The organism is Flavobacterium sp. UBA7680 (assembly GCF_002482975.1).
Taxonomy (GTDB): domain Bacteria; phylum Bacteroidota; class Bacteroidia; order Flavobacteriales; family Flavobacteriaceae; genus Flavobacterium.
The window spans coordinates 86,529-111,353 of record NZ_DLHA01000031.1 but is presented as its reverse complement, the minus strand read 5'-3'; the positions used below and the strand labels follow the sequence as shown (position 1 = coordinate 111,353).

Sequence of the window (24,825 nt, the reverse complement as noted above, 5' to 3'; positions counted from 1 at the left end):
TCTACCCTTAATAAAATTTACGATCATAATAAACATTTAGAGGATGTTGCATTTTTAAACGGAATTTTGGATGAGATGGAAATCAAATTCGAAATCCCTGAAGAAGATTTAAAACGTTTACCTAAAGATGGCGCTTATATAACCATTTCAAATCATCCGCTTGGAGGAATTGATGGTATTTTACTTTTGAAATTAATGCTTGAAAGAGAACCAAATTTCAAGATTATCGCTAATTTCTTATTACATCGAATTGTTCCGCTAAAAAAATACATCATGCCGGTTAATCCTTTTGAAAATCATAAGGATGCCAAATCGAGCGTTGTTGGAATTAAAGAAACCTTGCGTCATTTAAGTGACGGAAAGCCTTTAGGAATTTTCCCTGCCGGGGAAGTTTCGACTTATAAAGACGGAAAATTAGTTGTAGATAAACCTTGGGAAGAAGGCGCTCTAAAATTAATAAGAAAAGCCAAAGTTCCAGTTGTACCGATTTACTTTCACGCTAAAAACAGTAAATTATTTTACTGGCTTTCTAAAATTGATGATACGCTGCGTACAGCAAAACTTCCGTCAGAATTGCTTACACAAAAAGACCGTGTTATTAAAGTTCGTATTGGAAAACCAATTTCTGTAAGCGAACAAAATGAAATAGAATCTTTTGAAGAATACTCAGAATTCTTAAGAAAGAAAACCTATATGCTTGCCAATCCTTTTGAAAAAGACACCAAATTGATTGACACAGCAAGTTTAAAAATACCAAAAGCGCCTAAAAAAATCGTTACTCCGGCGAATGAATCAAAAATGATTGATGAAGTTCAGGCGTTAAGAAACAGTGACTGCAGGTTATTACAGAGTAAAAACTACGAAGTGTTTTTTGCACGTGCAAAATCAATTCCGAATATTTTACATGAAATCGGACGTCTTCGTGAAATTACTTTTAGAGAAGTTGGTGAAGGAACTAACGAATCTATCGACATCGACGAATACGATCAATATTATCACCATATGTTTTTATGGGATGATGAAACTAAAAAAATCGCAGGCGCTTACCGTATGGGATTAGGAGCTGAGATTTATCCGAAATACGGCATCGAAGGTTTCTATCTTACCGACTTATTCCGTTTTGAACCGGAATTGCATGATATGATGCATAAATCGATCGAAATGGGACGTGCTTTTATCATTCGTGAATATCAGCAAAAACCAATGCCTTTATTCTTGTTATGGAAGGGAATTATTCACACTACATTGCGTTATCCTGAACATAAGTATTTATTAGGCGGCGTGAGTATCAGTAATCAGTTTTCAGATTTCTCTAAATCGCTGATGATTGAGTTCATGAAATCGAATTATTATGATCCGTATATTGCACAATACATTCACCCGAAAAAAGCATACAAAGTAAAACTGAAAGACGCTGATAAAGACTTTATTTTCGACGAAGCTGAATCTGACTTAAATAAATTCGATAAAATTATTGACGAATTAGAACCAGGAAATTTACGTTTGCCTGTTTTAATTAAAAAGTACATCAAGCAAAATGCACGTGTAGTTGCTTTTAACGTCGATCCTTTGTTTAATAACGCTGTCGATGGTTTAATGTACATTAGAATCGCAGATATTCCAGAAAGCACAATGAAACCTGTTATTGAAGAATTTCAAATAGAATTAGAGCGTAAATTATCTGAGAAAGAAGATTAATCAGATTTACTCCAAAATAAAAAATCCCATTGTTTACACAATGGGATTTTTTATTTACAATTTTTATTTAAAACTAGCTTGAGATTTATTCTTTTCCAATTTCATTTATTTCTTCTAATAGGTTTTTAGGATCAGCACCATATTGATTTGGTCCTTTTTCACCCGCAACACAGCATAAGTATAAATTATAATATGGAATAAGACTATACCAGCCACTTTTACCAACGTCATGCATTCTTCTAACTGTTACCGCAATAGTAGGAATTATAATTGCAATTAAAAAAACAACAACTAATAACCCTCCAACCGTTTCTGGCAATAAAGATGATATAAAAATCAATGCAAATATTATTATATAATATGCTAAAACAAACATCCAGTATTCCTTTCTTCTTGCTCTTCCGTTAAAATTTGCATAGTTTTCAAAAACTACTTTTTTAAACATTTCAATCATAATAAATTTATTTAAGTCCCCCCTACTCTTAAGGCTTTTCAGTTACTCCGTTTCCTTTAACACACACAAAGTACATTTTTTTAAATAGATTTAAAGAATTAAAAGTTTTTATAATATCAGAAAAAGACATTTTATCAACCAATATTTAATATAAAAACTGTGTTCAATTATAGAAATAAAAAAATCCCATTTGCTATTACAAATGGAATTCTTTATTTACAATTTTTATTTAGAACTAGGGTTATTCTTTTCCAATTTCATCTAATTCATTAAAAAATATATCCTTTGGATCTGGACCATACTTGTTAGTTCTATCCTCTCCTTCGGTGCACAATACTATTAATAACCAAATTACACCTGCTAATGGGATAAAAACAATTAAAAAAAACCAACCGCTTTTACCTACATCATGTAATCGTCGAACTAAAACTGCAAATCCAGGTATAAGAACAAGCAAACTATATAGTGAACGTAATACTCCTGCCTGTCCAGCTCCATAAGTTAAGCCTGCAAAAGTATCAATAGTGAACAATAATATTGCAATAATTATTGACGCTAAAGTATAGTACCAATATTCACTTCTCATTGCTCTACCTTTAAAATTTGCATAGTTTTCAAAAACTACTTTTTTGTACCATTCAATCATTTATTCTAGTTATTAATTTGTTATTACTAAGGTTTCCGTTAATATGTGTAGGTAATTTTAACACAAAATTAAGGTTTAAAAATAAAACAATTTATTCTAAAACATGATAGAAAAAGGCATCTTTAAATAAAAAAGTTTAAAATAGTTCTTTGTTATTTGTAAATCAATAAAGTAAGAAAATATTCGGATTTAAAACCAGCCTTTTCTGCCAACTTGATAAGTTTGATAAAAATCTTCATCTGATTTTGTCAGGTAGATAATTCCTTCAATTAAGCCAATTATACCTCCAACTCCGCATAAAAGACCTAAAATAAGTTGAATAATTCCTTCTTTTGTATATCCTAAATAGAATTTATGAATTCCAAATACTCCAATTAAAATGGCTAAAATTCCAGCAACAACTTTTTTGTTTTCTGGTTTTGGACCTCCAAATTCTGATTGTGTGTTTTCCATAGTTTTACTCTTAAAATTAGTATTTAAATTAAAAAATAATTGGGCAAAAAAAATCCCATTTGCTATTACACAAATGGGATTCAATATGTTTTAGAACCAGCCTTTCTTACCTACTTGGTAAGTTTGGTAAAATTCTTCGTCTGATTTTGTCAGGTAAATGATTCCTTCAACGAAACCAATTATACTTCCAACTCCGCAAGTAACAAGAGTAATTACTAATTGAATGATTCCCTCTTGTGTATATCCTAAGATGAATTTGTGAATTCCAAATCCTCCTAATAAGATTCCAAGGATTCCGGCAACAACTTTTTTATTTTCTGGTTTTGGTTCAGATGGTGTATTCCAAGATTCTGGTTTTGTAGTCTCCATTTTAATATAGTTTAATTTTAATTAAAGTTCTGCTTTTCCAATTTCATTGACTTCGTCAAATTCATTTTTAGGATCTGGTCCATATTCATTTACTCCTTTATCTCCTTCAGTAGCAAGTAAGATAATGTTGTAAATTGGAATAAGTAAAAACCATCCGCTTTTACCTGTATCATGCAATCTTCTAACACCAACTGCAATCGAAGGAACTAGAACTGCCAAACTATAAACATTTGCAATCAATGCTAAACTAGGCGCAAGTAATCCCATAATAAAACCTAAACCAAAACTTACAATAAAATTTGCCAAGAAAAACATCCAATATTCTTTTCTTCTTGCTCTTCCATTAAAATTTGCATAGTTTTCAAAAACCACTTTTTTGTACCATTCAATCATAATTAATAAATTAGTTTGTTAATACCTACTCTTTTTAGGATTTTCAGTTTCTCCTTTTCTAAAATTTTGTTAAAAAAATTGGAAACAATATTAAACAAAAATAATTTTAAAAACTAATTATGTATATTACTTTTACAGAAATGCCTTGTTATTAAAATCTAAATTGATTTTCTTTAAATCAAGAAGTCATTAAATTCTGATTTCAATAATTTACTTTGAATACACTTTTTTTATTTTATCCACAATAACCTGAGCTAAACGTTCATGACTTTCAAAAGTCCATCCGGCAATGTGAGGCGTTAAAATTACTTTTCGTCCATCTAATAAATATTGAAAAGCTTCGGGCGTATTTTTATCCTGAAAAAGAGTTTCAAAAGACAGCTTTTCATATTCTAAAACATCCAGACCTGCACCAAGTACTTTCCCTGTTTTCATTGTCTCTACCAAATCGGCAGTAACAATATTTTTACCTCTGGAAGTATTGACGATCCATATTGGTTTTTTGAATTCGTTAATAAATGCAGCATCTACCATTCTATCCGTTTCTGGAGTCCACGGAATATGCAGACTCAGTACATCTGTCTTTTCATGAAGTTCCTTTAATGAAACTTGTCTGGCATTTTCATCTCCCACATTATCCTGAATATCATAACATAAAACCTCCACATCAAACCCTCTCAGCTTTTTTGCAAATGCTTTACCCATATTTCCATAACCAATAATCCCTACCGTTTTTCCATCAAGTTCGTGACCGCGGTTGCTTTCTCTATTCCATTGTCCCGAACGAATTTCATAATCGGCGATATTCAATTTATTAAAAAGAGAAAGAATCATTCCTAAAGTATGTTCTGCAACAGCATTACGATTTCCTTCAGGAGCGGCAATTAGTTCAATATCTTTAGATAAAGCGTAATCGCAGTCAATACTTTCTAAACCTGCTCCAACTCGGGCAATAAACTGCAAATTGGTCGCTTTGTCTAAAAATGTTTTATCAATTTTAAATCGACTGCGAATTACGATTCCATTATAATCCTGAATTTTAGCTTCAATTTCTTCTTTAGAAGATTTAAAATCGGCGTGATTTTCGAAACCAGCTTCTTCCAGTTGCTGCCAAAGAATAGGGTGATTGCTGTCTATATGAAGGATTTTTATACTCATAAGTTAAACTTTAATTAGAAAAACAAAGTAACAAAAAAATAGCCGTTTATTATTTTAACAAAATCAATTCAGCAAGAAATGCGTAAATTCGCATAAAAGGGTTTTATGAAAACAATTGGCTTGATTGGCGGAATGTCTTGGGAAAGTTCTGCCTTATATTATCAAATAATAAACCGTGGCATTCAGGAAAAACTAGGCGGCGTCCATTCTGCTAAATCCTTATTATATTCTGTTGATTTTAATGAAATTGCAATTTTGCAAAAAGAAGAAAAATGGGGTGAACTTGGAGAATTAATGATTGAAACTGCTCAAAAACTCGAAAAAAGCGGAGCAGATTTTATTGTTCTATGTACCAACACAATGCATAAATTATCTGATGAAATAGAAAAAAATGTTTCAATCCCATTGCTTCATATTGTTGATACAGCTGCTGAAGAAATTGTAAAGCACAATATTAAAAAAATAGGTTTACTGGGAACATCGTTTACGATGGAACAAGGTTTTTTTAAAGACCGTTTGCTTAACAAGCATTATATACAAACCATAATTCCTAATGAAAAACAAAGATCTGATATTCATCAAATTATATATAACGAATTAGTAAAAGGAATAATCAGCAATGATTCGCGAAATATCTTTTTAGAAATTATATCTGATTTAATTGATAAAGGAGCCGAGGGAATTATTTTAGGCTGTACAGAAATTGAATTATTAGTTACGAATGAATATACCGAAGCAAAATTGTTTAAGACGGCAGAAATTCATGCTAAAAAAGCAATTGAATTTTCGCTGGAATAAATATCAAAGTCAAAATGAAATTAACAAAAACTTTTAAAGCCTTTTTTGAAAACGAAAAATCGGGAGGATTGCTTCTATTATTTGTCACGATTATTTCTTTGTATGCCGCAAATTCATCTTATGCGACGGAATATATATCTTTTTGGGAAAAAGATCTGGGCGGACATTCGATCACACATTGGATTAACGACGGATTAATGACCATTTTCTTTTTATTAATTGGTTTAGAATTAGAACGCGAAATTTATCATGGTGAATTATCCAATATAAAAAATGCATCATTACCTATTATGGCAGCTTTTGGCGGAATGCTGGTTCCGGCGGCCATATTTTTGGCTTTAAATTTTAAAACGGCAACGCAAAACGGCGCCGGAATTCCTATGGCAACAGATATTGCTTTTGCAATTGGAATCTTATCTCTTTTAGGCAACAAAGTTCCTGCATCTTTAAAAGTCTTTTTAACTGCACTTGCCGTTATAGACGATTTGGGTGCCATAATTGTAATTGCTATTTTTTACACTAAATCAATTGCGTTTTTAAATTTAGGCATTGCATTAGGAATCTGGGTTTTATTGTTTGTTTTAAACCGAATGAAAGTCTACAATCTAATTCCGTATTTAATTGGAGGTGTTATAATGTGGTATTTTATGCTAAACTCTGGAGTTCATGCCACAATTACGGGTGTTATTTTGGCCTTTGTGATTCCGTTTGGAGACGGCAGTGAAAAATCATCTTCTCATAAATTACAGCATTTTTTACATAAACCAGCCGCATTTTTTATCCTGCCTTTGTTTGCAATTGCTAATACTTGCATTGCCATAAATTCTGATTGGCATGCCGGATTAAACCACCCTAACACATTTGGGATTATTCTTGGTCTCGTAATTGGAAAACCATTAGGAATTGCTCTTTTTTCTTCCATTGGCGTAAGTGCCGGTTTATGTGCTTTGCCGAAAAACTTAAAATGGGCGCATATTTTAGGCGCCGGAATGTTGGGCGGAATTGGTTTCACGATGTCTATTTTCATTACACTTCTGGCTTTTAAAGATCCCGAAACAATTCTCTATTCTAAAATATCCATTATTATAGCTTCTGTGCTTTCTGGCGTTTTGGGATTTGCTTATTTAAAGTTTGTTCTTTCCAAAGATAAAAGCGTTTAGTTTTTTGGCACACGGATTTTCACAGATATAAACTGATTTAATTTTAATAATCTCAATTAAGAAATGAAAAAGTATTATTGTTTGTTTGTAACCCTTATTTTATTATCGTCTTGTAGCGATAAAAAGCCTGCAGCGGCTACAGAAGCAAATATTCCTAAAGACACAATTGCTCTTCAAACAAACAAAAATGAAAGTTCAATCGAAGGAATTTATCAAACTCAACTTGAAGAAAATGATTCTGGCGATTGCAAAATTTCATTAGAAATAAGCAAAACAAAAGATGTCTATTCTTATTTCCTCAAAACAAAAACACGACAACTACGAGGAATTGCAAATTTCACTACAGAAGAAACTGGTGAAAAATATTTGGTTTTGGAAGGTATAAAATGGGATGAATATGAAGGCGATATAAGTCATGAAGAAGAAAATGATTCTATCTCGGATTCTGAAACATCTTCAAAAGAATTAGAAATCCCAGTTGGAATCGAAGCTTCTTATGTAAAAGACACACTGACAATTCAAAATTACGGCAACTCGATGAATTCCTATACTAAGCTTTCAGAATGTGGGAGGAAATATATTCGATTGATTAAATCTCAAAAGTAAAATTCCAAATTCCAAACTTCGCAAATGAAGAGAATACGTAATATCCTTTTGTTTTCAATTACTCTTATAATTCTGCTTGTTGGAGTAATCTTCTATGAAATAAAAACATATGAACCTCCAACAAATTGTCAAATTCCTGTTCCCATTTGTGGAACAGAAAGTCCTAAATTAACAGAAAACCAATATGGAGGAAAGGAAATCTTTAACGCTAATTGTGCCGCTTGCCACAAACTAGACGCCAAAAGCACTGGGCCAGCACTTCGCAACTTAGATTCATTAGTCTTTGTAAAATGGATGATCGATAAAAATCACAAAATTGACACCACTAAAATTGAAAAATTAGGACTCGATTTTCACAGAACGAAGTTTAAAGATTATTTAAATGAAGAAAATCTTCCTTTACTAATAGATTACTGTTCAGGAATACGTTATTAAATCTTTAAAACTTAGCATTATGATAGCACGAATATGGCACGGAAAAACAAAAGTTGAAGATTATGAAGCTTATACCCAATTCATAAATGACACTGCAATTCCTGATTACTCAAAAACAGCTGGTTTTGTAAAATTGTCTTTTTTGAGAAATATTAAAAACAACGAGGCGCATTTTACACTAATTACATATTGGGAAAACCTCGAAATAATTAAAAATTTTGCCGGAGACGATTTCGAAAAAGCAAAATATTATCCTGAAGATGATGACTTTTTATTAGAATTTGAAGAGAAAGTCGAGCATTTTGAGGTTTTTGCTTAAACGTAACGTTTGTCATTTCGAGGAACGAGAAATCGCACTCGTGAATCTACAAAGAGAATCGCTAATCTTTGTCGAATTTCTAGTGCGATTTCTCGTTCCTCGAAATGACAAAGCGGTATTAATACTTATCTCATCTAAAACAAAAAATTCCAAACCCCAACAAAAATTGGAATTTGGAATTTTAAAATATTGGAATTTCTTTAAAACTAACCTTTGATTTGTTTCAAAGAAGTCTTAATTCCTTTTATTAAAGATGAACTGAAACCGTTGTGTTCCATTTCATTTAAACCAACGATTGTACAGCCTTGTGGTGTTGTTACGCGGTCAATTAACTGTTCTGGGTGGACTTTCTCTTCTAAAAGCATTTTTGCGGCTCCTTTTACGGTTTGTGCGGCAATTGCTAAAGCAGTGTTTGAATCGAATCCAATTTCGATTCCGGCCTGCATAGAAGCACGAATATATCTTAAAGCATATGCAGTTCCGCATGCGCCTAAAACTGTCGCTGCATCCATTAATTTTTCATCGATTACAGGAGCAGTTCCTAAATCCTGAAACAAGTCAACAATTGGCAGTGCTTTTTCTCTATCTTTTTCAGGGAAAGAAATACAGGTTGCCGATTCCCCAAACTGTGCCGCAATATTTGGCATAATGCGCACAACCGGATAGGCGTTATTTGTTTTTGTTTGAAGAACATCCAAAGACAATCCGCTTACAGCAGAAGCAATTGTTTTATTTTGAATTACCGGAAGAATTTCGGCCAAAACAGTATCAACCTGATACGGTTTTATGGTTAAAATCACCACATCGGCTTCCTGAATATTATGTTTATTATCGCTAGAAACCGTAATTCCGTATTCGGCTAAATATTGAATACTGGCGATATTTCTTCTTGTTACGGTAACCTGATTGTTTTTAGAAAATTTTGCAATTCCCAAGGCAATAGAAACTCCAAGGTTTCCTCCCCCTATAATGTGTACTTTCATCCTGCTTGGTTTTAATTTATTTTAGACTGGCTAACAGCCTATTTTTCGGCTGTAAATTACGCAGATTTTAAGGATTTTAAATCACTGTAATCTATTAATTTGTGGCAAAAATTTAAAACCCAAGAATCAATTTGGCTACTCCAAAATAGAGCATAATTCCAAAAACATCATTAGTTGTAGTAATAAATGGCCCGGTTGCAATTGCGGGGTCAATTTTATTTTTATGAAGAAAAAGCGGCACTAAAGTTCCTAAAATTGCAGCAAACATAATCACCACGATCATAGAGATCGAAATAGCAATTCCCACTAAATATTGTCCGTACATCAAAGAGTGATATCCCAGTAAAAGCAGGGAAATTATACTTCCGGAAATCATCGAAACAGTAACCTCTTTGCTAAAATAACTTTTACTGAATTCTTTCAAAGTTCCATTAGCTAAACCCTGTACAACGATTGCCGATGCCTGAACTCCAATATTTCCGGCTGTAGCCGAAAGCAGAGGCACGAAAATAATTAAAGTTGAATATTTTTGAAAAGCACTTTCATTATCTTTCAAAACAAAAGAAGCCACAATCTCAATTACCATCCCGATTAAAAGCCAAGGTAAACGCGCTTTTGTTAATTCAAGAACACTGTCATTTGTTTCAATATCTTGTGTAATACCCGCAGCTAATTGGTAATCTTTATCGGCTTCTTCCTTGATTACATCTACGATATCATCAATTGTAATTCTTCCAACTAAACGACCAAGTTCATCTACAACCGGAATTGCCTCTAAGTCGTATTTTTGCATGATACGGGCTACCTCAACATCTTCGGTATCTACGTTTACGAAATTTAATTTTCGAATATAAATATCTCCAATTTGAGTTTTGGTCGAAGTAGTCAATAAATCTTTAAGTGATAAACGGCCTTTTAAACGGTTTTCATCATCAACAACATAAATAGAATGGACTCTTGAAACATTTTCTGCCTGAATTCGCATTTCTTTTACGCAGGTCAAAACATTCCAGTTTTCATTAACTTTTACCAGCTCTTTACCCATCAAACCACCCGCCGAGTTTTCATCGTAGCGTAATAATTCGACAATGTCTTTTGCGTGTTCTACGTCAAGTAACTCAGAAATAACTTCTGCCTTAATTTCCTGCGAAAGTTCAGCGATAATATCGGCCGCATCATTTGTTTCCAGCTCATCAAGCTCTTCTGCAATCTCTTTCGGTGAAAGTCGGCTTAAGATATTTTCACGCAGGTCTTCTTCTAGTTCAAGAAGAATCTCAGCGGTTTTATCACTATCTAAAACTTTGAAAATGTAAGTTGCTTCGTCGAAATCTAATTCTTCAAGGATTTCGGCGATATCAGCATGGTGAAGGTCATTAAGTAAAACTTCAAGTTCATTGTCATTTTTCTTAACGATTAAATCTTCTAATTGATGAATAAATTCTTTGCTAACTTTGAACTCCATCGGCTTCTATTTTTTGAGTCAAAACGATAAATTCGTCAACGCTAAGTTGTTCCGGACGTTTATCAAAGATAATGTCTTCTCTTAGTTTATCTGATAAATTTAATGTTTTCAAACTGTTACGTAATGTTTTTCGTCTTTGCTGAAAAGCCGTTTTTACAACCGTAAAAAATAACTTTTCACCACAAGGAAGGCTATAATCTTCCTTTCGGGTCATTTTCATCACACCCGACTTGACCTTGGGCGGAGGAATAAAAACATTTTCGCTTACAGTAAATAAATACTCAGTATCATAGAAGGCCTGAGCTAAAACGGATAAGATTCCGTAAGCTTTTGATCCTTTTTTTTCGCAGATGCGCTCTGCAACTTCTTTTTGAAACATTCCGGAGAACTCCGGAATCTGATCTCTAAACTCTAATGTTCTAAAAACAATTTGAGTCGAGATATTATAAGGGAAATTTCCAATTATAGCAAATTGCTTATCCTTGTAAACTTCATTAATATTATATTTCAGAAAATCCTGAGAGATAATCTGATCTTTTAATTTTGGATAATTTTCGCCCAAATACGCTACAGATTCTGTGTCGATTTCAATAACGTGTGTATTTATGGGCTTTTCAAGCAAATACTTAGTCAACACACCCATCCCTGGTCCTATTTCTAAAACCTCCTCGTATCCTTTTAAACTCAAAGTATCGGCAATTGCTTTTGCAATACTTTCGTCTTTAAGGAAATGTTGTCCTAAATGTTTTTTGGCTTTTACTTTTTCCATTTTCTTTCTTGTTTTGCCACAAGGGCGCAAAAGTATTCTTTTTGCGGCGAAGGGTCAAAGCTTATTTCACTTTTTTTGCCACAAAGGCACTAAGACACAAAGGCTTTTACTTTTATTCTGCCATAAATTGTCAAAGCTTTATATTTCTTTGCCACGAATTACACAAATTATCACAAATTTTAAATCTAATAATCTGTGTAAATCCGTTTAATCAGCCAAATCTGCGGGCTATTTCTTTTTAGAAAACCTAAAATTAATGTTCTGAAATAACCTCCAGTTCTGTTCTGAAAGAAAGCATTTTATCTGCAAATAATTCCAAAGCTTCTCTGTCAAATCTAGGCTGGTCTTCTAAATAATACTTCTCTAAAGTATCTTTACTGTCTGTTATGTATTGAACAGAATACGTGATTCCGCCCATTTCTTCTTCAACCAAAACTTTTACAATTCTTGCTGATGAAAATTTTTGTGTTGCCAAGATTTCTGGTATGTGCTTTTCCTGCATCCATTTTAACCATTGATCGTGTGCGCTTTCGTGTATATTGGTGGTAACGTTAAAGATTATCATGTTTCTAGATTTTTTTTCTTTTTAAATAAATAGAAAAAACTATATAAAACATAATTGCATATAGTAATGTAAAATTTGAAGTTTCCGGTCTATTTGGATCTCCCGTTGAAATGTGAATCAATTCAGATACTGCGCCTCCCAAAAACAAACATGCAATTACTCTAATAAATTTATTCTCTAAATATCTCATATTTTACAAATTCTTTTTTTATTGGAATTTGGAATTTAAAATATTGAAATTTATAAATTCTTATCCCCTCTTAACTCGCGGTATTTTTTCCTGGCATCAACAAAGTAAATACTATCCTGATGGTTAAAAATTACCTTTTCATACAAAGGCTTCGCCTTTTCTACATCTTTCAATTCGTCGTTGTAAATTTCTGCTGAGAAAAACAGCGCTTCATCTACATAAATTCCGTCGCTGTGGTTGTCGATGATTTGTTGGTATTGGCTTAAAGCCAAAGTGTAATCCTTCTGACTTTCATATATTTTACCTAAACGCAACAATGTTACAGCTTCGATTTCCTGCCCTTTAAAGGTTTTTAGAATGTTTTGAAAATGTGCAATTGCTTCTGTTTTTTTATTCTGATAAAGTAAAAAATCGCCTTTTGCAAATTGCTTTAAAGCTGTTTGAGTCGAATCGGCAACCGTGTTGTCATTTATCAGTAAAAAATATTCAAGAGCGTCGTTGGCAATTAATTGCGTGTTTGCCGATTTTAATTCTTTAAATTGTTTTAAAGCCCATTCAAAATCGGTTTTAAAATAACTTGTTTTTGCCGCTTTCAAACTGGCTTCATGCGACATAACATCATTCTTTAAATCCAATTGAATCTGCGAATAATAAATTAATGCCTGATTGAACTTTTCTTCTAAAAGCAAAATATCTGCCAGCTCCATCTTTGCATCAGCCTGTTGATAAGCGTTTAAATTTAACTCTAAAGCTCTTTTTACAACTGTTTTAGCTTCTTCTGTCTTTTTTAAATTAAAAGCCAAGAAATGCGCCTGAATTAATTGCAAAGATAAGGTAAAAGGATTTATTTCATAAGTAACCAGTAATTGCTGCAATTCTGCTGTAATGGCCGGATAATCTTTTTCCTGTGCTTTGTCAATTTTAATCTGCATTAAATTGGCATTGGTCTGAATCAGTAAATCGGTATCTTTTGTGTTTTGAAGAATAAAATTCAGAATTTCAGAAGCAGTATCTGTATCATCTTCATTTAAGGCAAACTGACTTAAATTCACAATACTGATTAAAGATTCCGGTTCACGTTTGTAAATGGCTTTTTCCTGAATAAAGGCTTTTCCGAATTCTTTCTGTTGTACATAAAACCAGCTTAAATAATGATTCCAAAAAACATCCTGATCTTTTTGGGTTCTTAAAATCAATGCTTTTCGCATGGCATCTTTAAAAGCCGTATTATCAGTTTCTCCATTCATAAAACGGGATAACTGTGTTTGGATTAAATTGGAATTCTGCTGATTATTATAAGATTCTGTCAGCAAAAGATCGATCATCAAATCAGTTTTTCCTAGTTGACCGTACAACATTCCAATCTGAAAATTGAAATTATAATTCGGCTGAACCTGCATGGCGGTTTGATACGCTTTTAAGGCATATTCTAATAAAACCTTTTTTTCAAAAGCATTTCCAACTCCGTAAACATCATTTGGGTTGGTTTTGATTTTATCGATTGCCTGTTCGTAGTAATTTTTGGCTTTGGATTCGTTTTTTTGTAATTGATAATTGTATCCTAATTCAACTAAAAAAACACCTTGTTTATAAGCATTGTAACGACTTAAAATTGTTTTTTCGGCAAGATCAAATTGCTGCAATTGCTGATAACAATCTATTGTTCGTAAAAAATATTGAGTATTAGAAGGAGAACTTCTTAAAAGATCTTCGTAAATGATTTTTGCTTTTTCAAAATCACCTTTGTCGTAGTAATTGTTCGCTAACTGTTCGTTTTGCGAAAATGCAAACAGCGAGAATGATAAGGTTATATATAGAAATAGCTGTTTCATTTTTAATTTGTTTTCAAACTTTATAAATCATCACGCTTTTATAGTAATTGGAATTGAGTATAACACTTTGGCTTTAATTCCTCTAATTTCTCCTGAACTCCAATCCGGATATTCACTTATTAATCTTATAGCTTCTTCATCTAAACCATAACCTGCACTTCTAAGTACTTTTACTTTCTCGATGCTTCCATCTTCTTTGATAATAAATTGAAGATATATTCTCCCGCTTATACCTCTTGCCGATGCAGGAATCCTGAATTTTCTGGCTATATATCCATAAAAATCATTTAATCCATTTTTTGGTCTTGGCTGAACAAAAACTTTATTGTACTTGTGTTCTTTTGAAAGTGAATCTATACTCGTTCCGCTCTTTAATTTTCCGCTTTCATAAAATTCTGTATAGCTAGACTTAAAACGAGTGCTTTTGCCATTCCAAACTCCGTCTTTTTCTCCATCTTTAATTTTTCCAGATTCCGAAGAGTGTTCATCAGAATCTCCTAATTCACCGTTACCATCTACAACAGTTTGAACATTTTTTTCATTCCAAAATTGAAGTGTTTTATACTCAGAGGTATGTTCTTCATCATCCTGTGTATATTCTCGTTCAGCTTTTTTATTTCCATTTTCATACCATTCAACAGCTTTACCCATTGGCTGGCCTTTTCTATAAAAATAAGTGAACTTTTTATTTCCATTTTCAAAATAATAAACAAAATCACCTATTGGAGATAAATTATCTTTGGTAATAGAATTCCCTTCCATTTGAATTTTGCCTGTAGCAAAATGATCTTCAAAACGGTATTCTTCTTTATCTAAATGATAATCTTTTACAATTCTATAATATTTAAAATCACCATTTGTTACCGGATTCCACAACGAATCCAAATAAATAATCTTATCATTTGCCGATGCCGCTATTTGAGCAAAGAAAATATTTGGCATTAATAACAGAAAAACAAACAAATATTTTCTTGTCATATTTTAATTTTAATATGGTATTTTAAACAATTAAGAAACCTGACGGGGTTTAAAAACCCGTCAGGTTTAACTCTAACTCTAAATTACAAAAATTTAGTTTATAATATCAAATCCACAGTAAGGACGTAAAACTTCTGGAATTACGATTCCTTCCGGCGTTTGGTAATTTTCTAAAATTCCGGCCAAAACCCTAGGCAATGCTAATGAACTTCCGTTTAAAGTATGAGCCAATTGGTTTTTTCCGTCTTTATCTTTGAAACGTAATTTCAGACGGTTTGCCTGAAAAGTTTCGAAGTTAGAAACAGAACTAATTTCTAACCAGCGATCCTGCGCTGTAGAAAACACTTCAAAATCATAAGTCAAAGCCGATGTGAAACCCATATCGCCTCCACAAAGACGTAAAACTCTGTATGGTAATTTTAATTCTTTCAGAATATCTTTTACATGTTCTACCATTCCGTCAAGAGCTGCGTATGAATTATCAGGGTGCTCTACACGAACGATTTCTACTTTATCAAACTGATGTAAACGGTTTAATCCGCGAACATGTGCTCCGTAAGAACCTGCTTCACGACGGAAACATGGCGTATAAGCGGTATGTAAAACCGGTAATTCGCTTTCGTTTAAAATAACATCGCGGAATAAATTCGTAACCGGAACCTCAGCTGTTGGAATCAAATATAAATCGTCAATTGTTGAATGGTACATTTGCCCTTCTTTATCTGGCAATTGTCCTGTTCCGTATCCTGAAGCTTCGTTTACCAAATGTGGAACCTGAACTTCATCATATCCTGCTGCTGTATTTTTATCTAAAAAATAGTTGATTAACGCACGCTGCAAACGAGCTCCTTTTCCTTTGTAAACAGGAAATCCTGCTCCGGTAATTTTTACACCTAATTCAAAATCGATGATATCGTATTTTTTTACCAATTCCCAGTGTGGCTGTGCGCCTTCGTGTAAAACCGGAATATCGCCTTCCTGAAAAACATTCAAGTTATCGTCTGGAGTTTTTCCTTCTGGAACAATATCTGCCGGAAGATTTGGCAATGTGTATAATTTATTGGTTAACTCAATTGCTAAAGCTTCTGCTTTTTCACCAAGTTCTTTGCTTTTTTCTTTTAATGAAACTGTTTTTTCTTTTAAGATTGCTGCTTTAGCTTTATCTCCCGCTTTCATTAATTCGCCTATATCTTTGGACAATTTATTAGATTCAGCTAAAGTATTATCTAATTCCACTTGAGTTGCACGACGGTTTTCGTCTAATTGCACCACCTCTTCAACAACGCTTTTAGCATCGATATTTCGTTTTGCTAAAGCCTTGATTACTTTCTCCTGATTTTCTCTAATAAATGCGATTTGTAACATAGCTTGATTTTTATAACTATTGTATTTTTTAATAACGGAAGCAAATTTAAGGAAATGTTTGCTAAGATTACGTACAAAGTTTAGTCTAAAGTTATTTCGGGGATTTCGCAGAGATACACGAAGTTAGTGCAAAGATACACGGAGCATTTTTGTTTTTAAATGAAGTTTTTAGAATAAATTTATTCTTTGATCACTTTAAAAGTTTCTACAGAATCTCCTACAGTAGTTTTTAAAATATAAAATCCGGAATCCAGACCAATAATATTTATAGTTCCGTCGCTGGTTTTTCCTTTTAAAACTGATTTTGATTCGAAATTAAAAAACTCAAAATCAAAGTTTTTGGCATCGAAGTTTTCTATATAAATGGTTGTCTGCGCCGGATTTGGCGAAACAAAAGGTTTCTTTTTAACTGATTTTTCTAACGGCTGTTTATTACAGGCACTTTCTAAAAGCGAATCCAGATCATTTTCATCGTAAACCAAACTGTAATGAAGTTCTTTTGCTTTTTGGAATAATGGGCAGGCTGCGTCGTATTTTTTCTTGTCGAGATAAATTATTCCGAGGTTTTTCATTGCATACGAATTGTTTTTATCCATTTCTAATGCAACTTCTAAATCGGCAATTCCTTTTTTAGATTCTCCCATTTTATGATAAAGTAAACCTCGGGTTGTTCTTAAATCTCTTCCGCCCTTTATATTTCCTTTGTCATATTGAAAGGCTTTTTCAATATTTTCAAATGCTTTTTCATTCTCTCCTTCGTCACTCAATAACCTGGCGAGTGCCCAGTATGCGTAGGCATGATCTGGTTTTTCTTTTATAATTTTCTCTAAATAATAGCGCGCCAAATCATTCGATTTTCGTTTTTGCAACAATGTTGCAAAGTTGTATAAAATGCGATAATCCGTAGGAGCGTTCTTGATTGCTTTAAAATAATAGTTATACGCAAAACCTTCCATTTCGAGCGTGGCGTATACACTTCCCATTCGATCATAAAGCTTACTTCGAAAGACTGCCGTTTTCTTTTGAGCGGAATCTGACTCTACTACTTTTTTGTTTTTTGGATCTTTGTCAATTGCAAATTCAACCTTTTTTAAATCTTCAATTGCCAAAGTATTATTGCCAAGACTTACTCCTAAAACGCCTCGATTATACAAATCGTTAATACTCGTTGGATTAAAATTCGTTCTTGCATTAATATCCGTCAGCATTTTTAGGGCTTTTTTGACTGATTCTTCACGGTCCTTATTAAACGGAAGTTTATGATCTGTTCTGCCCATCATTTTTCCGTGGGCAAAATTCCAGGTTACGAGTTTTTCACCTTGATAATTATACTGAAAACAATCTCCGTCTTTTAATCCGTCTTTATCAAAATAGAAAACCTCGTTTACTTTTCCACTCGGATAATAGGTTTTAGAACTGTCTTGCTTTTTATCTGCACCGAACCAAATTTCGACCGAAACTACTTTATCATCATAATAATAGCGCGTGACATTATCCGCGACCTCTTTTTGTTTTTCCTGAGCCAGCAAGAAAAAAGGCCAAATGAGTACAACAAAAAAGATTTTTTTTGACATGTTTAGTTTCAATTGAATGCGAATTTACAAAAACCGATTCCTATCGTCTTTTTTAAATGAATAAGTTTTTCCGTCAAATTTCAGTTTTTGAAATTCTTTTTTGACTTTTAAATCGCTTTTTTGCTGCACATCGTTTTCTAAATCTTCTTCGGCTGCGTCTTCATAAGTATAGATTTTGGAAACCAATACATCATAAAAACCTTTTGTTTGTGAATCTGAAAGGCTTATTCCAGTTTCTAAAGTTTCTATTTGATACGTTCCGCCTCCGTTTGAATCTCCGTTTGCAGATCGAATTGGATATTCGTATAAAACCTTTCTGATTCTGTTTCCATCAAAAGTGACGATGGTAAATTTTTCTTCAGAAAACATTACAACTCTGCTGTTTGAATATACTTCTGTGCTGAAAGCGATCGCAGGAGTTTTGTCATTAAGTTGTAATACATGATTTAAAATATAGGTTTTGGCAACTCTTAAACCTTCATTTTCGTAATAGCCGAGGTTTTTATCTGTTTCTTCTGCCAGAATTTTTCCATTTTCATTATTAACAAAAACGAATTTTCTTTCGTAATAATTGCCTAAATCTTCTTCGCCCGACTTTGTTTTGTTTTTCTTAATAACGCAAATCACAAAAAAGGTTGTTTCGTTGTTGTAACGAATCGAACTTACATCTTCAATTTTAATATTTGAATATTTGATGTTTAGATTTTCGGCGGTTTTTTTGAGCAGGCTCAAATTGAGTTCTTCGGAAGGAACAATGTCTTCACTTTTTCTAAAAAGAAGCTGTTCTGCTGGTTTTGGGTTTTCAGACTGAACGGCTAACGATGGGGCGTTTTCGTCAATGATCTGTTTTTCGTTTTTTCCACAAGAATATAGAAATAGAAAAATGCCACTGAGAATTAAGTAGGTTTTAATTTTCATTGGTGTTGATTTTAAAATTAGGGGCTATCAAATATAAAATATTCTTAGTTAGCTTTTTAAATAAAATCAAAAATTTAATAAAATTGGTAAATTATTTATATTCTACTAATAATTCTCTTAATTCATTGTTTTTTAAAAACACTGCAAATCGTCCTGCCAAAAGCAGCATATCTCTTTCTTCGGGTCTAATTCGGAGTTTTGTTTCAATGTGCGATGTGTATTCATACATTAACAGAATTTCTCCGGCTGTAAATTCTGAAAATTTATCTTTTTGAAGAGTTGCCGCAATGATCTCGCCGTCTTTATTTTTTCTGAATGCGCTTTCGCCGAATTTGTTTACGATATCTGTTTTAAATTCAGTAAATAATTTAAACCAGCCGGCAGCATCGTCATTTGTGGTTTTTAATTCTGTTACCAATTCTTCATACTTTTCATCTTTTTCCATTTTTTGCAAATGATTTCGAATGGTAGTAAAACCAATAACCTGATAATTTTTTGCTGGAATTTTATAGCGTTCAAAAGTGTTTTCTACGTCTCTGTCAAAAGTTATATATCGGGTTTGAACGGTGTAAAGTGAAGCGGTTTCAAAAAGGGAAAGCAATCCAATTTTTGTATCGTTGATATATGGTGTTTTTTTTCCTTGTCCGAGACAATCAATAAAAAGCGCTTTTTTGTTTTTATCATCAACAGTTGTATCAGCATGAAGAAGTTCAACCAAAGTTTTATAACCTGTATTATCTGAAGCGCCGCCATCAATAATACATAAAATTTTATCCTGATTTTTAATTCCGAATTTCACCTTTGGGAGAACGCCCGGAAAAGCAGAACTTGCTGTAATTCCGTAAGTAACCGGAAAATTGTAGCCGTCGTTTATTTTGTTTTGATTCAAAACAAGATCAGCTTTATTGGGCGCAAGTGATTCATCTATAGCTAATCCTTTGATGATATGCGGCATAAACGGAATGCGTTCGCCGTTATTAAAAGCGGTTCCGTTGGCAACAAACATAGGCAGTGAAGGTTCTGATTTGCTTTCCTTTGGAACAAAAAAATCAGATAAAAGCATTTGGGTCTCGAATTTATCTTTGTTGTCAGGATTTGTCACATCATATTGTAAAATATCGGCATCAATGCGTTGTGACATCGATATTTTATCTCCTTTTTCGTTTCGGCTGTTGTTTAAAAGCGATAAAATATTGGCCGATTTATCTACATAATCTTTGAAGGCATCGGCTTTTGAAAAGTAAAATTCGTTGAAAGAACAATTATCATGATGCAGTTTGTTTTTTAAAACGGTTAAATAATATCCCGCCGAAAAGCAACCGCCAGAAACTGTTGAGTAATAATCGATTTCATTTAAAAAATTGCGATCCAGATAGTTTTCACTAATTTCTTCAAGTCCGAGAAGAACGCCCATGCTAAAAAACTGTGCGCGTGAGCCTCCGCCAGAAATCCCAATTCCGAGTGCAATATGCGGATTTTGAAATTTTTGATCTCTTTCCTGAACCGATTTATAATCTGATAAGGAAACGGCAGGAATCGAACTGTAATTGATCTCTGAAAAAAGGTTGATTTTATTTTGAGAAATTGCTGCTTGAGTAAAAAGAATGAGCAGAATGTGACAATATTTATATCTCATTTCGAATTTTTTAAATAGATAAATCACTCAAAGCGAAATTAATAAAGATATTGCACAATGTTATACGAAGACTTCAAAAGATTAGCAAAGTTTTATGTTTTAATCTCGCAAAGTCGCGAAGTCGCAAAGTTTTAAACACAATCTTGTCATTTCGACTGAAAGGAGAAATCGCACTAGTAATTCGACATGCAAAATCGCCAATCTTTGTAGAGTTTCTTGTGCGATTTCTCCTTTCAGTCGAAATGACAAAAATAACCTTTGAACCTAAAAAACTACGCTCTCTTAATCTCATGCCCAACATATTCCTCCAAATCTGCAAACATTTCGTCTACAGAAAGGACTTCAAAATCGGGATGGTTTTTTAAGAAATTGGCATTTAGTTCGGCCAGATTTTCTTCTAATTCAAAAAAAGTGTCGTTGTTTAATGAATCGCGAACTGGGTTTACGCCTTCTAATTTTGCTTTCAGGAATTTTCCGAGCTTGATATTACTCATTAATCTAACTTTTTTGCTTTGTGCCAGAAACAATTCTAAGTGTTTTTCGGCACCAATTAAAGCCAAACCTTCTTCGATAAGTTCGTTTAGTTCTTTGTTCCAACCTGAATTGTAGACAAACTGCGAAAAATTTCCTTCGGTATATTGTGAATAGTAATAATCGAGATAATAACTCGTCAATGCGTCTTCGTGAATAAATTCGTCGTCTACACCTTCTTCTCGCATTAAGTTGATTACCGAAATATTAGAGTGAATAACATCTTGCGGATTTTCACTTTTCATTGCTGTTTCAGAAACTATTATTCTACCGAATTCCTCCATTTGAGTTTTGTTTTTGCTAAGATCAAGATCTTCGCCGTTATTTTTTTCATTCATTTGAGCTGTTAAAGCCTTTAATCTTTTGGACTGGGCTTCCTTTTCTTCTCGAAGCTTTGCCTTTTTTCTTTTTAGCAACTTAGTGTGCAAGGCCTTATTTTTGGTGTTTTTTTCGGGTCCCTTTGCCATGATTTAGATATTTAATTTTTCCAAATAAAAAAGCAGTAGATACAAATTTACTGCTTTTCTTAAAGACTATATTATTTTTCTAGAATCTTTCAACGCTAAAACTGCCTTCTGTAACTTCAAAAGTCGCATTGTTTTTTGTGCCCGAAAAATTAAATGTTCCTTCGATTTTTTTATCCGTAAGAACTGTAATATTAAGAGTTCCCGTTGTTCCATCCGTATTATTAAAATCTGGCATGAAGGTAAATCTTGCCTGATACGTTGTCTCAAGATGAGATAAATCAAAAACAATTGGGTGACTTCCTAATGTAGGCTTTAAAGGCATCCATAGAGAAACTTTTTTATATGTGTCATCAATTCCTTCACTTCCGTAAATGTTCATTGACAATGAAGTCGAAAGAGTTGGTTCGTAAGAATACGTTTTACCTTTGTAATTAAATTTAATGAAATTCGTTGTTGTTTGATCTTCCTCCGGGTCATTTGGAGAATCGTCGCTACTGCATGACGACAAAACTAGCGAATACGGCAATAGTAAAAAACATGATTTTTTTTAATTTTTTCATTTGATTTGGCTTTTATTAAATATGAAACGCAAACATAAAGTTTTTTTTACAAAAACTAATTTGATTTCATAATAATGGCTTTATAGAATTCGATAAAACTAAAATTGAATTGGCAAAACCTTCGGCATGATAAATGTAATAGTGTAAGTTTCAATATTTAACTAAAAAACCACCAAACCATGAAAAACATTATTTACAAAAGTTTACTACTTTCTCTTTTGATCACCAATATCTGGTCTGTTATTGCATTTTTTATTTATTTCTTCGAAGATCCAGGATGGTTTCACGGATTTGAAACACTTGGTTTTTTATTATGGAGCTGCTGGATTAGTTCAGGACTAGGTATATTGATTATTTTACTTTCATTTTTAAAGATTTGGAAATCAAATCAAGCCAAAGTTTTTTTTCTTTTACTATTTGGTTGGTTTAACATTTTCTTTTCAATATTGGTTTTCATAACAGGTTGTTTTGAAATAATTAGTCACGAAGCTTTAACCGAACTTTTTACTAATTTTATTATTTCAATTGTAATTTTCTTTCGTGCAAGAAGAATAATCAAGACCACTATATGAACTTCCCAAAAAAACTAACCTTATTTTTCCTTTTAGGAATTCTCTCCATTTTAGCAGGAATAATTTATGCCATTATCCTTATAACAGGAAATTCGGCGCAAGATGGTTTATTGGGAATTTATATTTTATTTGGCTTGATTCCTGTTTCTCTAGTTATATTGATTGATCGATTATTGGTTAGAAAGTTTGGAAATCAAAAAGTCAATAAAGTTCAATTTTCTTTTCTGTTATTTATTATACTTTTATGGATTTTTAGATTTATTTCTAATTTGTAACTATCTTAAATAATCCACATGACCCCAACCTTCTTCCCAACCCAAGAAAAATTTAGAGAATGGTTAGAAAAGCATTATCAAAAAGAAACCGAACTTATAGTTGGTTTCTATAGAGTAAGCACCAAAAAACCATCTATGACCTGGTCAGAATCTGTAGATCAGGCACTTTGTTTTGGCTGGATTGACGGCATTCGAAGAACTATTGACGAGGAAAGTTATACGATTAGATTTACACCGAGAAAAAAATCGAGTATTTGGAGTGTTATAAACATTAAAAAAGTTGAAGTGCTCACAAAAGCCGGATTGATGAAAGAAGCCGGAATAAAAGCTTTCGAACACAGATCTGAAGAAAGATCTAAAATTTATTCGCACGAAAACGAAGCGTATGTTCTCGATCCTGAGTTTGAAAAGCTATTTAAAGCCAATGAAACAGCTTGGGAATATTTCAACAATCAGGCGCCATCTTACAAAAAAGTAATAATTCACGTAATTATGAGTGCCAAACAAGAAAAAACCAGACTTGCAAGATTAGAGAAAGCAATAAAATTTAGTGCTGAAGGAAAACGAATGTTGTAAAGTAATAAAAGGATATTCTACCAACAGTTCAACCTGAATTTCTTGATTCTGAAAGCGAACTTCTTTTAACAAAATAACTACAAAAATGGGTGTTTTTCCTGTAGGTTATTTACAATAATAAACCGTAATTTTATTGCCTCAAAAAAATAAAAGAAATAAGGAATGGAAGGAAGAACAGCATTAGAATATTATGTTTTAGATGTGTTTTCAAATGAAAGCTATAAAGGAAATCCGCTTTCGGTAGTTTTTACCGATGGAAATCTAAAACTAGAAACTTATCAGGATATTTCTAAAGAATTTGGCTATTCTGAAACTTCATTCGTTTACTATTCTAAAGAAAAGAAAGCACTAAATGTTCGTTCGTTTACTCCAACCGGAATTGAAATCGACGGTGCAGGACATAATTTATTAGGCGCAGTCTGCGGTGCTCTGCTAAAAGGAATGCCCATTTTTGATGAGCAAAACGAAAGCGAACTTTTTGTAATTATGAAACGTTCTCCAATTCCGTTAACGGTAAGTTTTGATCCCGTTACTTTTTATCCTGTTGTTCAAATGCATCAAAAATCGGCCGTTATCAAACAAGAAATTCCAACTTATAGAATTGCAATAGCTCTCGGTTTAAAAATTGAAGATTTAGATGTAAATGCTTTTGTTCCAACAATAGTGAAAACAGAAGTTGCACACACGATGGTTCCCATAAAAAATAGTCAATTACTCAATAGCTGCGTTCCAGACAACCAACTTTTAATCGAAATCTCAAAAGAATATAATTTTGAAGGATTTTATTGTTTCACCATTGCCGATGAAGGCCAGGAACATATTGTCGAAACGAGATTTTTTAACCCAATAATCGGCATATTTGAAGATCCGGCGACAGGAACGGCTGCAGGCCCTTTAATTGGCTTTTTAACGCAAAAGAAATTCACTAAATCTGAAAAGGAATATAAAATTCTTCAGGGCGTAAAATTAAAACAAGCCTCAATGATTGAAGTTATGAATCGTGAAGAAGATATTTTAGTTGGCGGTTCTTCGATAATTACTATGAAGGGGGAATTGTATATTTAAACTATCACATTTGACGGT

At 32.9% G+C, this 24,825-nt stretch carries 28 protein-coding genes; 10 read left to right on the top strand and 18 right to left on the bottom strand.

Translation table 11 applies throughout. From position 1 onward, the window contains the following. Window positions 1-1,698 (top strand): lysophospholipid acyltransferase family protein (locus B3C18_RS13890; protein WP_291147762.1); only part of this gene is annotated, 1,698 nt, incomplete at its 5' end. An 85-nt stretch (window positions 1,699-1,783) separates the two neighbouring features. Here the strand turns inward: B3C18_RS13890 and B3C18_RS13885 are convergent. The 6 genes from B3C18_RS13885 to B3C18_RS13860 form a co-directional block, all read right to left on the bottom strand. Beyond that, window positions 1,784-2,152 (bottom strand): DUF805 domain-containing protein, encoded by a 369-nt coding sequence (locus tag B3C18_RS13885; protein ID WP_291147759.1) that lies wholly within the window; start codon window positions 2,150-2,152, stop codon window positions 1,784-1,786. Between the two features lie 241 nt (window positions 2,153-2,393). Continuing rightward, entirely contained in the window at window positions 2,394-2,798 is a 405-nt protein-coding gene (locus B3C18_RS13880) for a DUF805 domain-containing protein (protein ID WP_291147757.1), read from the bottom strand. A 189-nt stretch (window positions 2,799-2,987) separates the two neighbouring features. After that, entirely contained in the window at window positions 2,988-3,251 is a 264-nt protein-coding gene (locus tag B3C18_RS13875) for a TM2 domain-containing protein (protein WP_291147756.1), read from the bottom strand. 90 nt (window positions 3,252-3,341) lie between these two features. After that, on the bottom strand, window positions 3,342-3,620 hold the full coding sequence (locus tag B3C18_RS13870) for a TM2 domain-containing protein (protein ID WP_291147754.1): 279 nt from the start codon (window positions 3,618-3,620) through the stop codon (window positions 3,342-3,344). A gap of 21 nt (window positions 3,621-3,641) precedes the next feature. Further along, a complete protein-coding gene (locus tag B3C18_RS13865; protein ID WP_291147752.1) occupies window positions 3,642-4,013 on the bottom strand; it encodes a DUF805 domain-containing protein in 372 nt (123 codons plus the stop codon). A 210-nt stretch (window positions 4,014-4,223) separates the two neighbouring features. Continuing rightward, window positions 4,224-5,171: a 2-hydroxyacid dehydrogenase gene (locus B3C18_RS13860; RefSeq protein WP_291147750.1), complete on the bottom strand. Its 948-nt coding sequence runs from the start codon at window positions 5,169-5,171 to the stop codon at window positions 4,224-4,226. Window positions 5,172-5,276: 105 nt separating this feature from the next. On the opposite strand from B3C18_RS13860, the gene B3C18_RS13855 reads away from it, so the two are divergent. The 5 genes from B3C18_RS13855 (at window position 5,277) to B3C18_RS13835 (ending at window position 8,489) form a co-directional block, all read left to right on the top strand. Beyond that, on the top strand, window positions 5,277-5,969 hold the full coding sequence (locus B3C18_RS13855) for an aspartate/glutamate racemase family protein (RefSeq protein WP_291147748.1): 693 nt from the start codon (window positions 5,277-5,279) through the stop codon (window positions 5,967-5,969). 14 nt (window positions 5,970-5,983) lie between these two features. Next, complete coding sequence (gene nhaA, locus B3C18_RS13850) at window positions 5,984-7,129, top strand: Na+/H+ antiporter NhaA (protein ID WP_291147746.1); 1,146 nt, start codon at window positions 5,984-5,986, stop codon at window positions 7,127-7,129. A 63-nt stretch (window positions 7,130-7,192) separates the two neighbouring features. Beyond that, complete coding sequence (locus B3C18_RS13845; RefSeq protein WP_291147744.1) at window positions 7,193-7,735, top strand: hypothetical protein; 543 nt, start codon at window positions 7,193-7,195, stop codon at window positions 7,733-7,735. A 24-nt stretch (window positions 7,736-7,759) separates the two neighbouring features. After that, window positions 7,760-8,170, top strand: a complete 411-nt coding sequence (locus tag B3C18_RS26040; RefSeq protein ID WP_414655350.1) for a c-type cytochrome — start codon at window positions 7,760-7,762, stop codon at window positions 8,168-8,170. A 19-nt stretch (window positions 8,171-8,189) separates the two neighbouring features. Continuing rightward, window positions 8,190-8,489, top strand: coding sequence for an antibiotic biosynthesis monooxygenase (locus tag B3C18_RS13835; RefSeq protein WP_291147742.1), 300 nt, complete (start codon window positions 8,190-8,192; stop codon window positions 8,487-8,489). A gap of 206 nt (window positions 8,490-8,695) precedes the next feature. Here B3C18_RS13835 and proC read toward each other — a convergent pair whose 3' ends face one another. From proC to B3C18_RS13775, 12 genes are all read right to left on the bottom strand, one after another. After that, a complete protein-coding gene (gene proC / locus B3C18_RS13830; protein WP_291147740.1) occupies window positions 8,696-9,472 on the bottom strand; it encodes a pyrroline-5-carboxylate reductase in 777 nt (258 codons plus the stop codon). A 112-nt stretch (window positions 9,473-9,584) separates the two neighbouring features. Continuing rightward, window positions 9,585-10,934: a magnesium transporter gene (gene mgtE / locus B3C18_RS13825; protein ID WP_073485840.1), complete on the bottom strand. Its 1,350-nt coding sequence runs from the start codon at window positions 10,932-10,934 to the stop codon at window positions 9,585-9,587. Next, window positions 10,918-11,703: a 16S rRNA (adenine(1518)-N(6)/adenine(1519)-N(6))-dimethyltransferase RsmA gene (rsmA, locus tag B3C18_RS13820; RefSeq protein ID WP_053473064.1), complete on the bottom strand. Its 786-nt coding sequence runs from the start codon at window positions 11,701-11,703 to the stop codon at window positions 10,918-10,920. The genes mgtE and rsmA overlap by 17 nt, the downstream gene beginning before the upstream one ends. 253 nt (window positions 11,704-11,956) lie before the next feature. Further along, complete coding sequence (locus B3C18_RS13815; protein ID WP_291147735.1) at window positions 11,957-12,268, bottom strand: DUF4286 family protein; 312 nt, start codon at window positions 12,266-12,268, stop codon at window positions 11,957-11,959. 240 nt (window positions 12,269-12,508) lie between these two features. Further along, entirely contained in the window at window positions 12,509-14,290 is a 1,782-nt protein-coding gene (locus B3C18_RS13810; RefSeq protein ID WP_291147733.1) for a tetratricopeptide repeat protein, read from the bottom strand. A gap of 30 nt (window positions 14,291-14,320) precedes the next feature. Further along, window positions 14,321-15,268, bottom strand: a complete 948-nt coding sequence (locus B3C18_RS13805) for a TonB family protein (RefSeq protein ID WP_291147731.1) — start codon at window positions 15,266-15,268, stop codon at window positions 14,321-14,323. Window positions 15,269-15,361: 93 nt separating this feature from the next. Further along, complete coding sequence (gene serS / locus B3C18_RS13800; protein ID WP_291147729.1) at window positions 15,362-16,633, bottom strand: serine--tRNA ligase; 1,272 nt, start codon at window positions 16,631-16,633, stop codon at window positions 15,362-15,364. A 179-nt stretch (window positions 16,634-16,812) separates the two neighbouring features. Then, on the bottom strand, window positions 16,813-18,207 hold the full coding sequence (locus B3C18_RS13795) for a tetratricopeptide repeat protein (protein ID WP_291147727.1): 1,395 nt from the start codon (window positions 18,205-18,207) through the stop codon (window positions 16,813-16,815). Between the two features lie 24 nt (window positions 18,208-18,231). Next, window positions 18,232-19,125: a hypothetical protein gene (locus tag B3C18_RS13790; protein ID WP_291147725.1), complete on the bottom strand. Its 894-nt coding sequence runs from the start codon at window positions 19,123-19,125 to the stop codon at window positions 18,232-18,234. A gap of 91 nt (window positions 19,126-19,216) precedes the next feature. Then, window positions 19,217-20,761: a patatin-like phospholipase family protein gene (locus B3C18_RS13785; RefSeq protein WP_291147723.1), complete on the bottom strand. Its 1,545-nt coding sequence runs from the start codon at window positions 20,759-20,761 to the stop codon at window positions 19,217-19,219. Between the two features lie 272 nt (window positions 20,762-21,033). Next, window positions 21,034-21,759: a DMP19 family protein gene (locus B3C18_RS13780; protein WP_291147850.1), complete on the bottom strand. Its 726-nt coding sequence runs from the start codon at window positions 21,757-21,759 to the stop codon at window positions 21,034-21,036. 79 nt (window positions 21,760-21,838) lie between these two features. Then, window positions 21,839-22,267 (bottom strand): hypothetical protein, encoded by a 429-nt coding sequence (locus tag B3C18_RS13775; protein WP_291147720.1) that lies wholly within the window; start codon window positions 22,265-22,267, stop codon window positions 21,839-21,841. A gap of 231 nt (window positions 22,268-22,498) precedes the next feature. Here B3C18_RS13775 and B3C18_RS13770 point away from each other — a divergent pair, with 231 nt between their 5' ends. From B3C18_RS13770 to B3C18_RS13755, 4 genes are all read left to right on the top strand, one after another. Next, complete coding sequence (locus B3C18_RS13770; RefSeq protein WP_291147717.1) at window positions 22,499-22,891, top strand: hypothetical protein; 393 nt, start codon at window positions 22,499-22,501, stop codon at window positions 22,889-22,891. Beyond that, window positions 22,888-23,166: a hypothetical protein gene (locus B3C18_RS13765; RefSeq protein WP_291147714.1), complete on the top strand. Its 279-nt coding sequence runs from the start codon at window positions 22,888-22,890 to the stop codon at window positions 23,164-23,166. The genes B3C18_RS13770 and B3C18_RS13765 overlap by 4 nt, the downstream gene beginning before the upstream one ends. A gap of 18 nt (window positions 23,167-23,184) precedes the next feature. After that, window positions 23,185-23,742 carry a YdeI/OmpD-associated family protein gene (locus B3C18_RS13760; protein ID WP_291147712.1) on the top strand — a complete coding sequence of 186 codons (558 nt, stop codon included), beginning with the start codon at window positions 23,185-23,187 and terminating at the stop codon, window positions 23,740-23,742. A gap of 162 nt (window positions 23,743-23,904) precedes the next feature. Then, a complete protein-coding gene (locus B3C18_RS13755; protein ID WP_291147710.1) occupies window positions 23,905-24,807 on the top strand; it encodes a PhzF family phenazine biosynthesis protein in 903 nt (300 codons plus the stop codon). The last annotated feature ends 18 nt before the right edge of the window (window positions 24,808-24,825 follow it).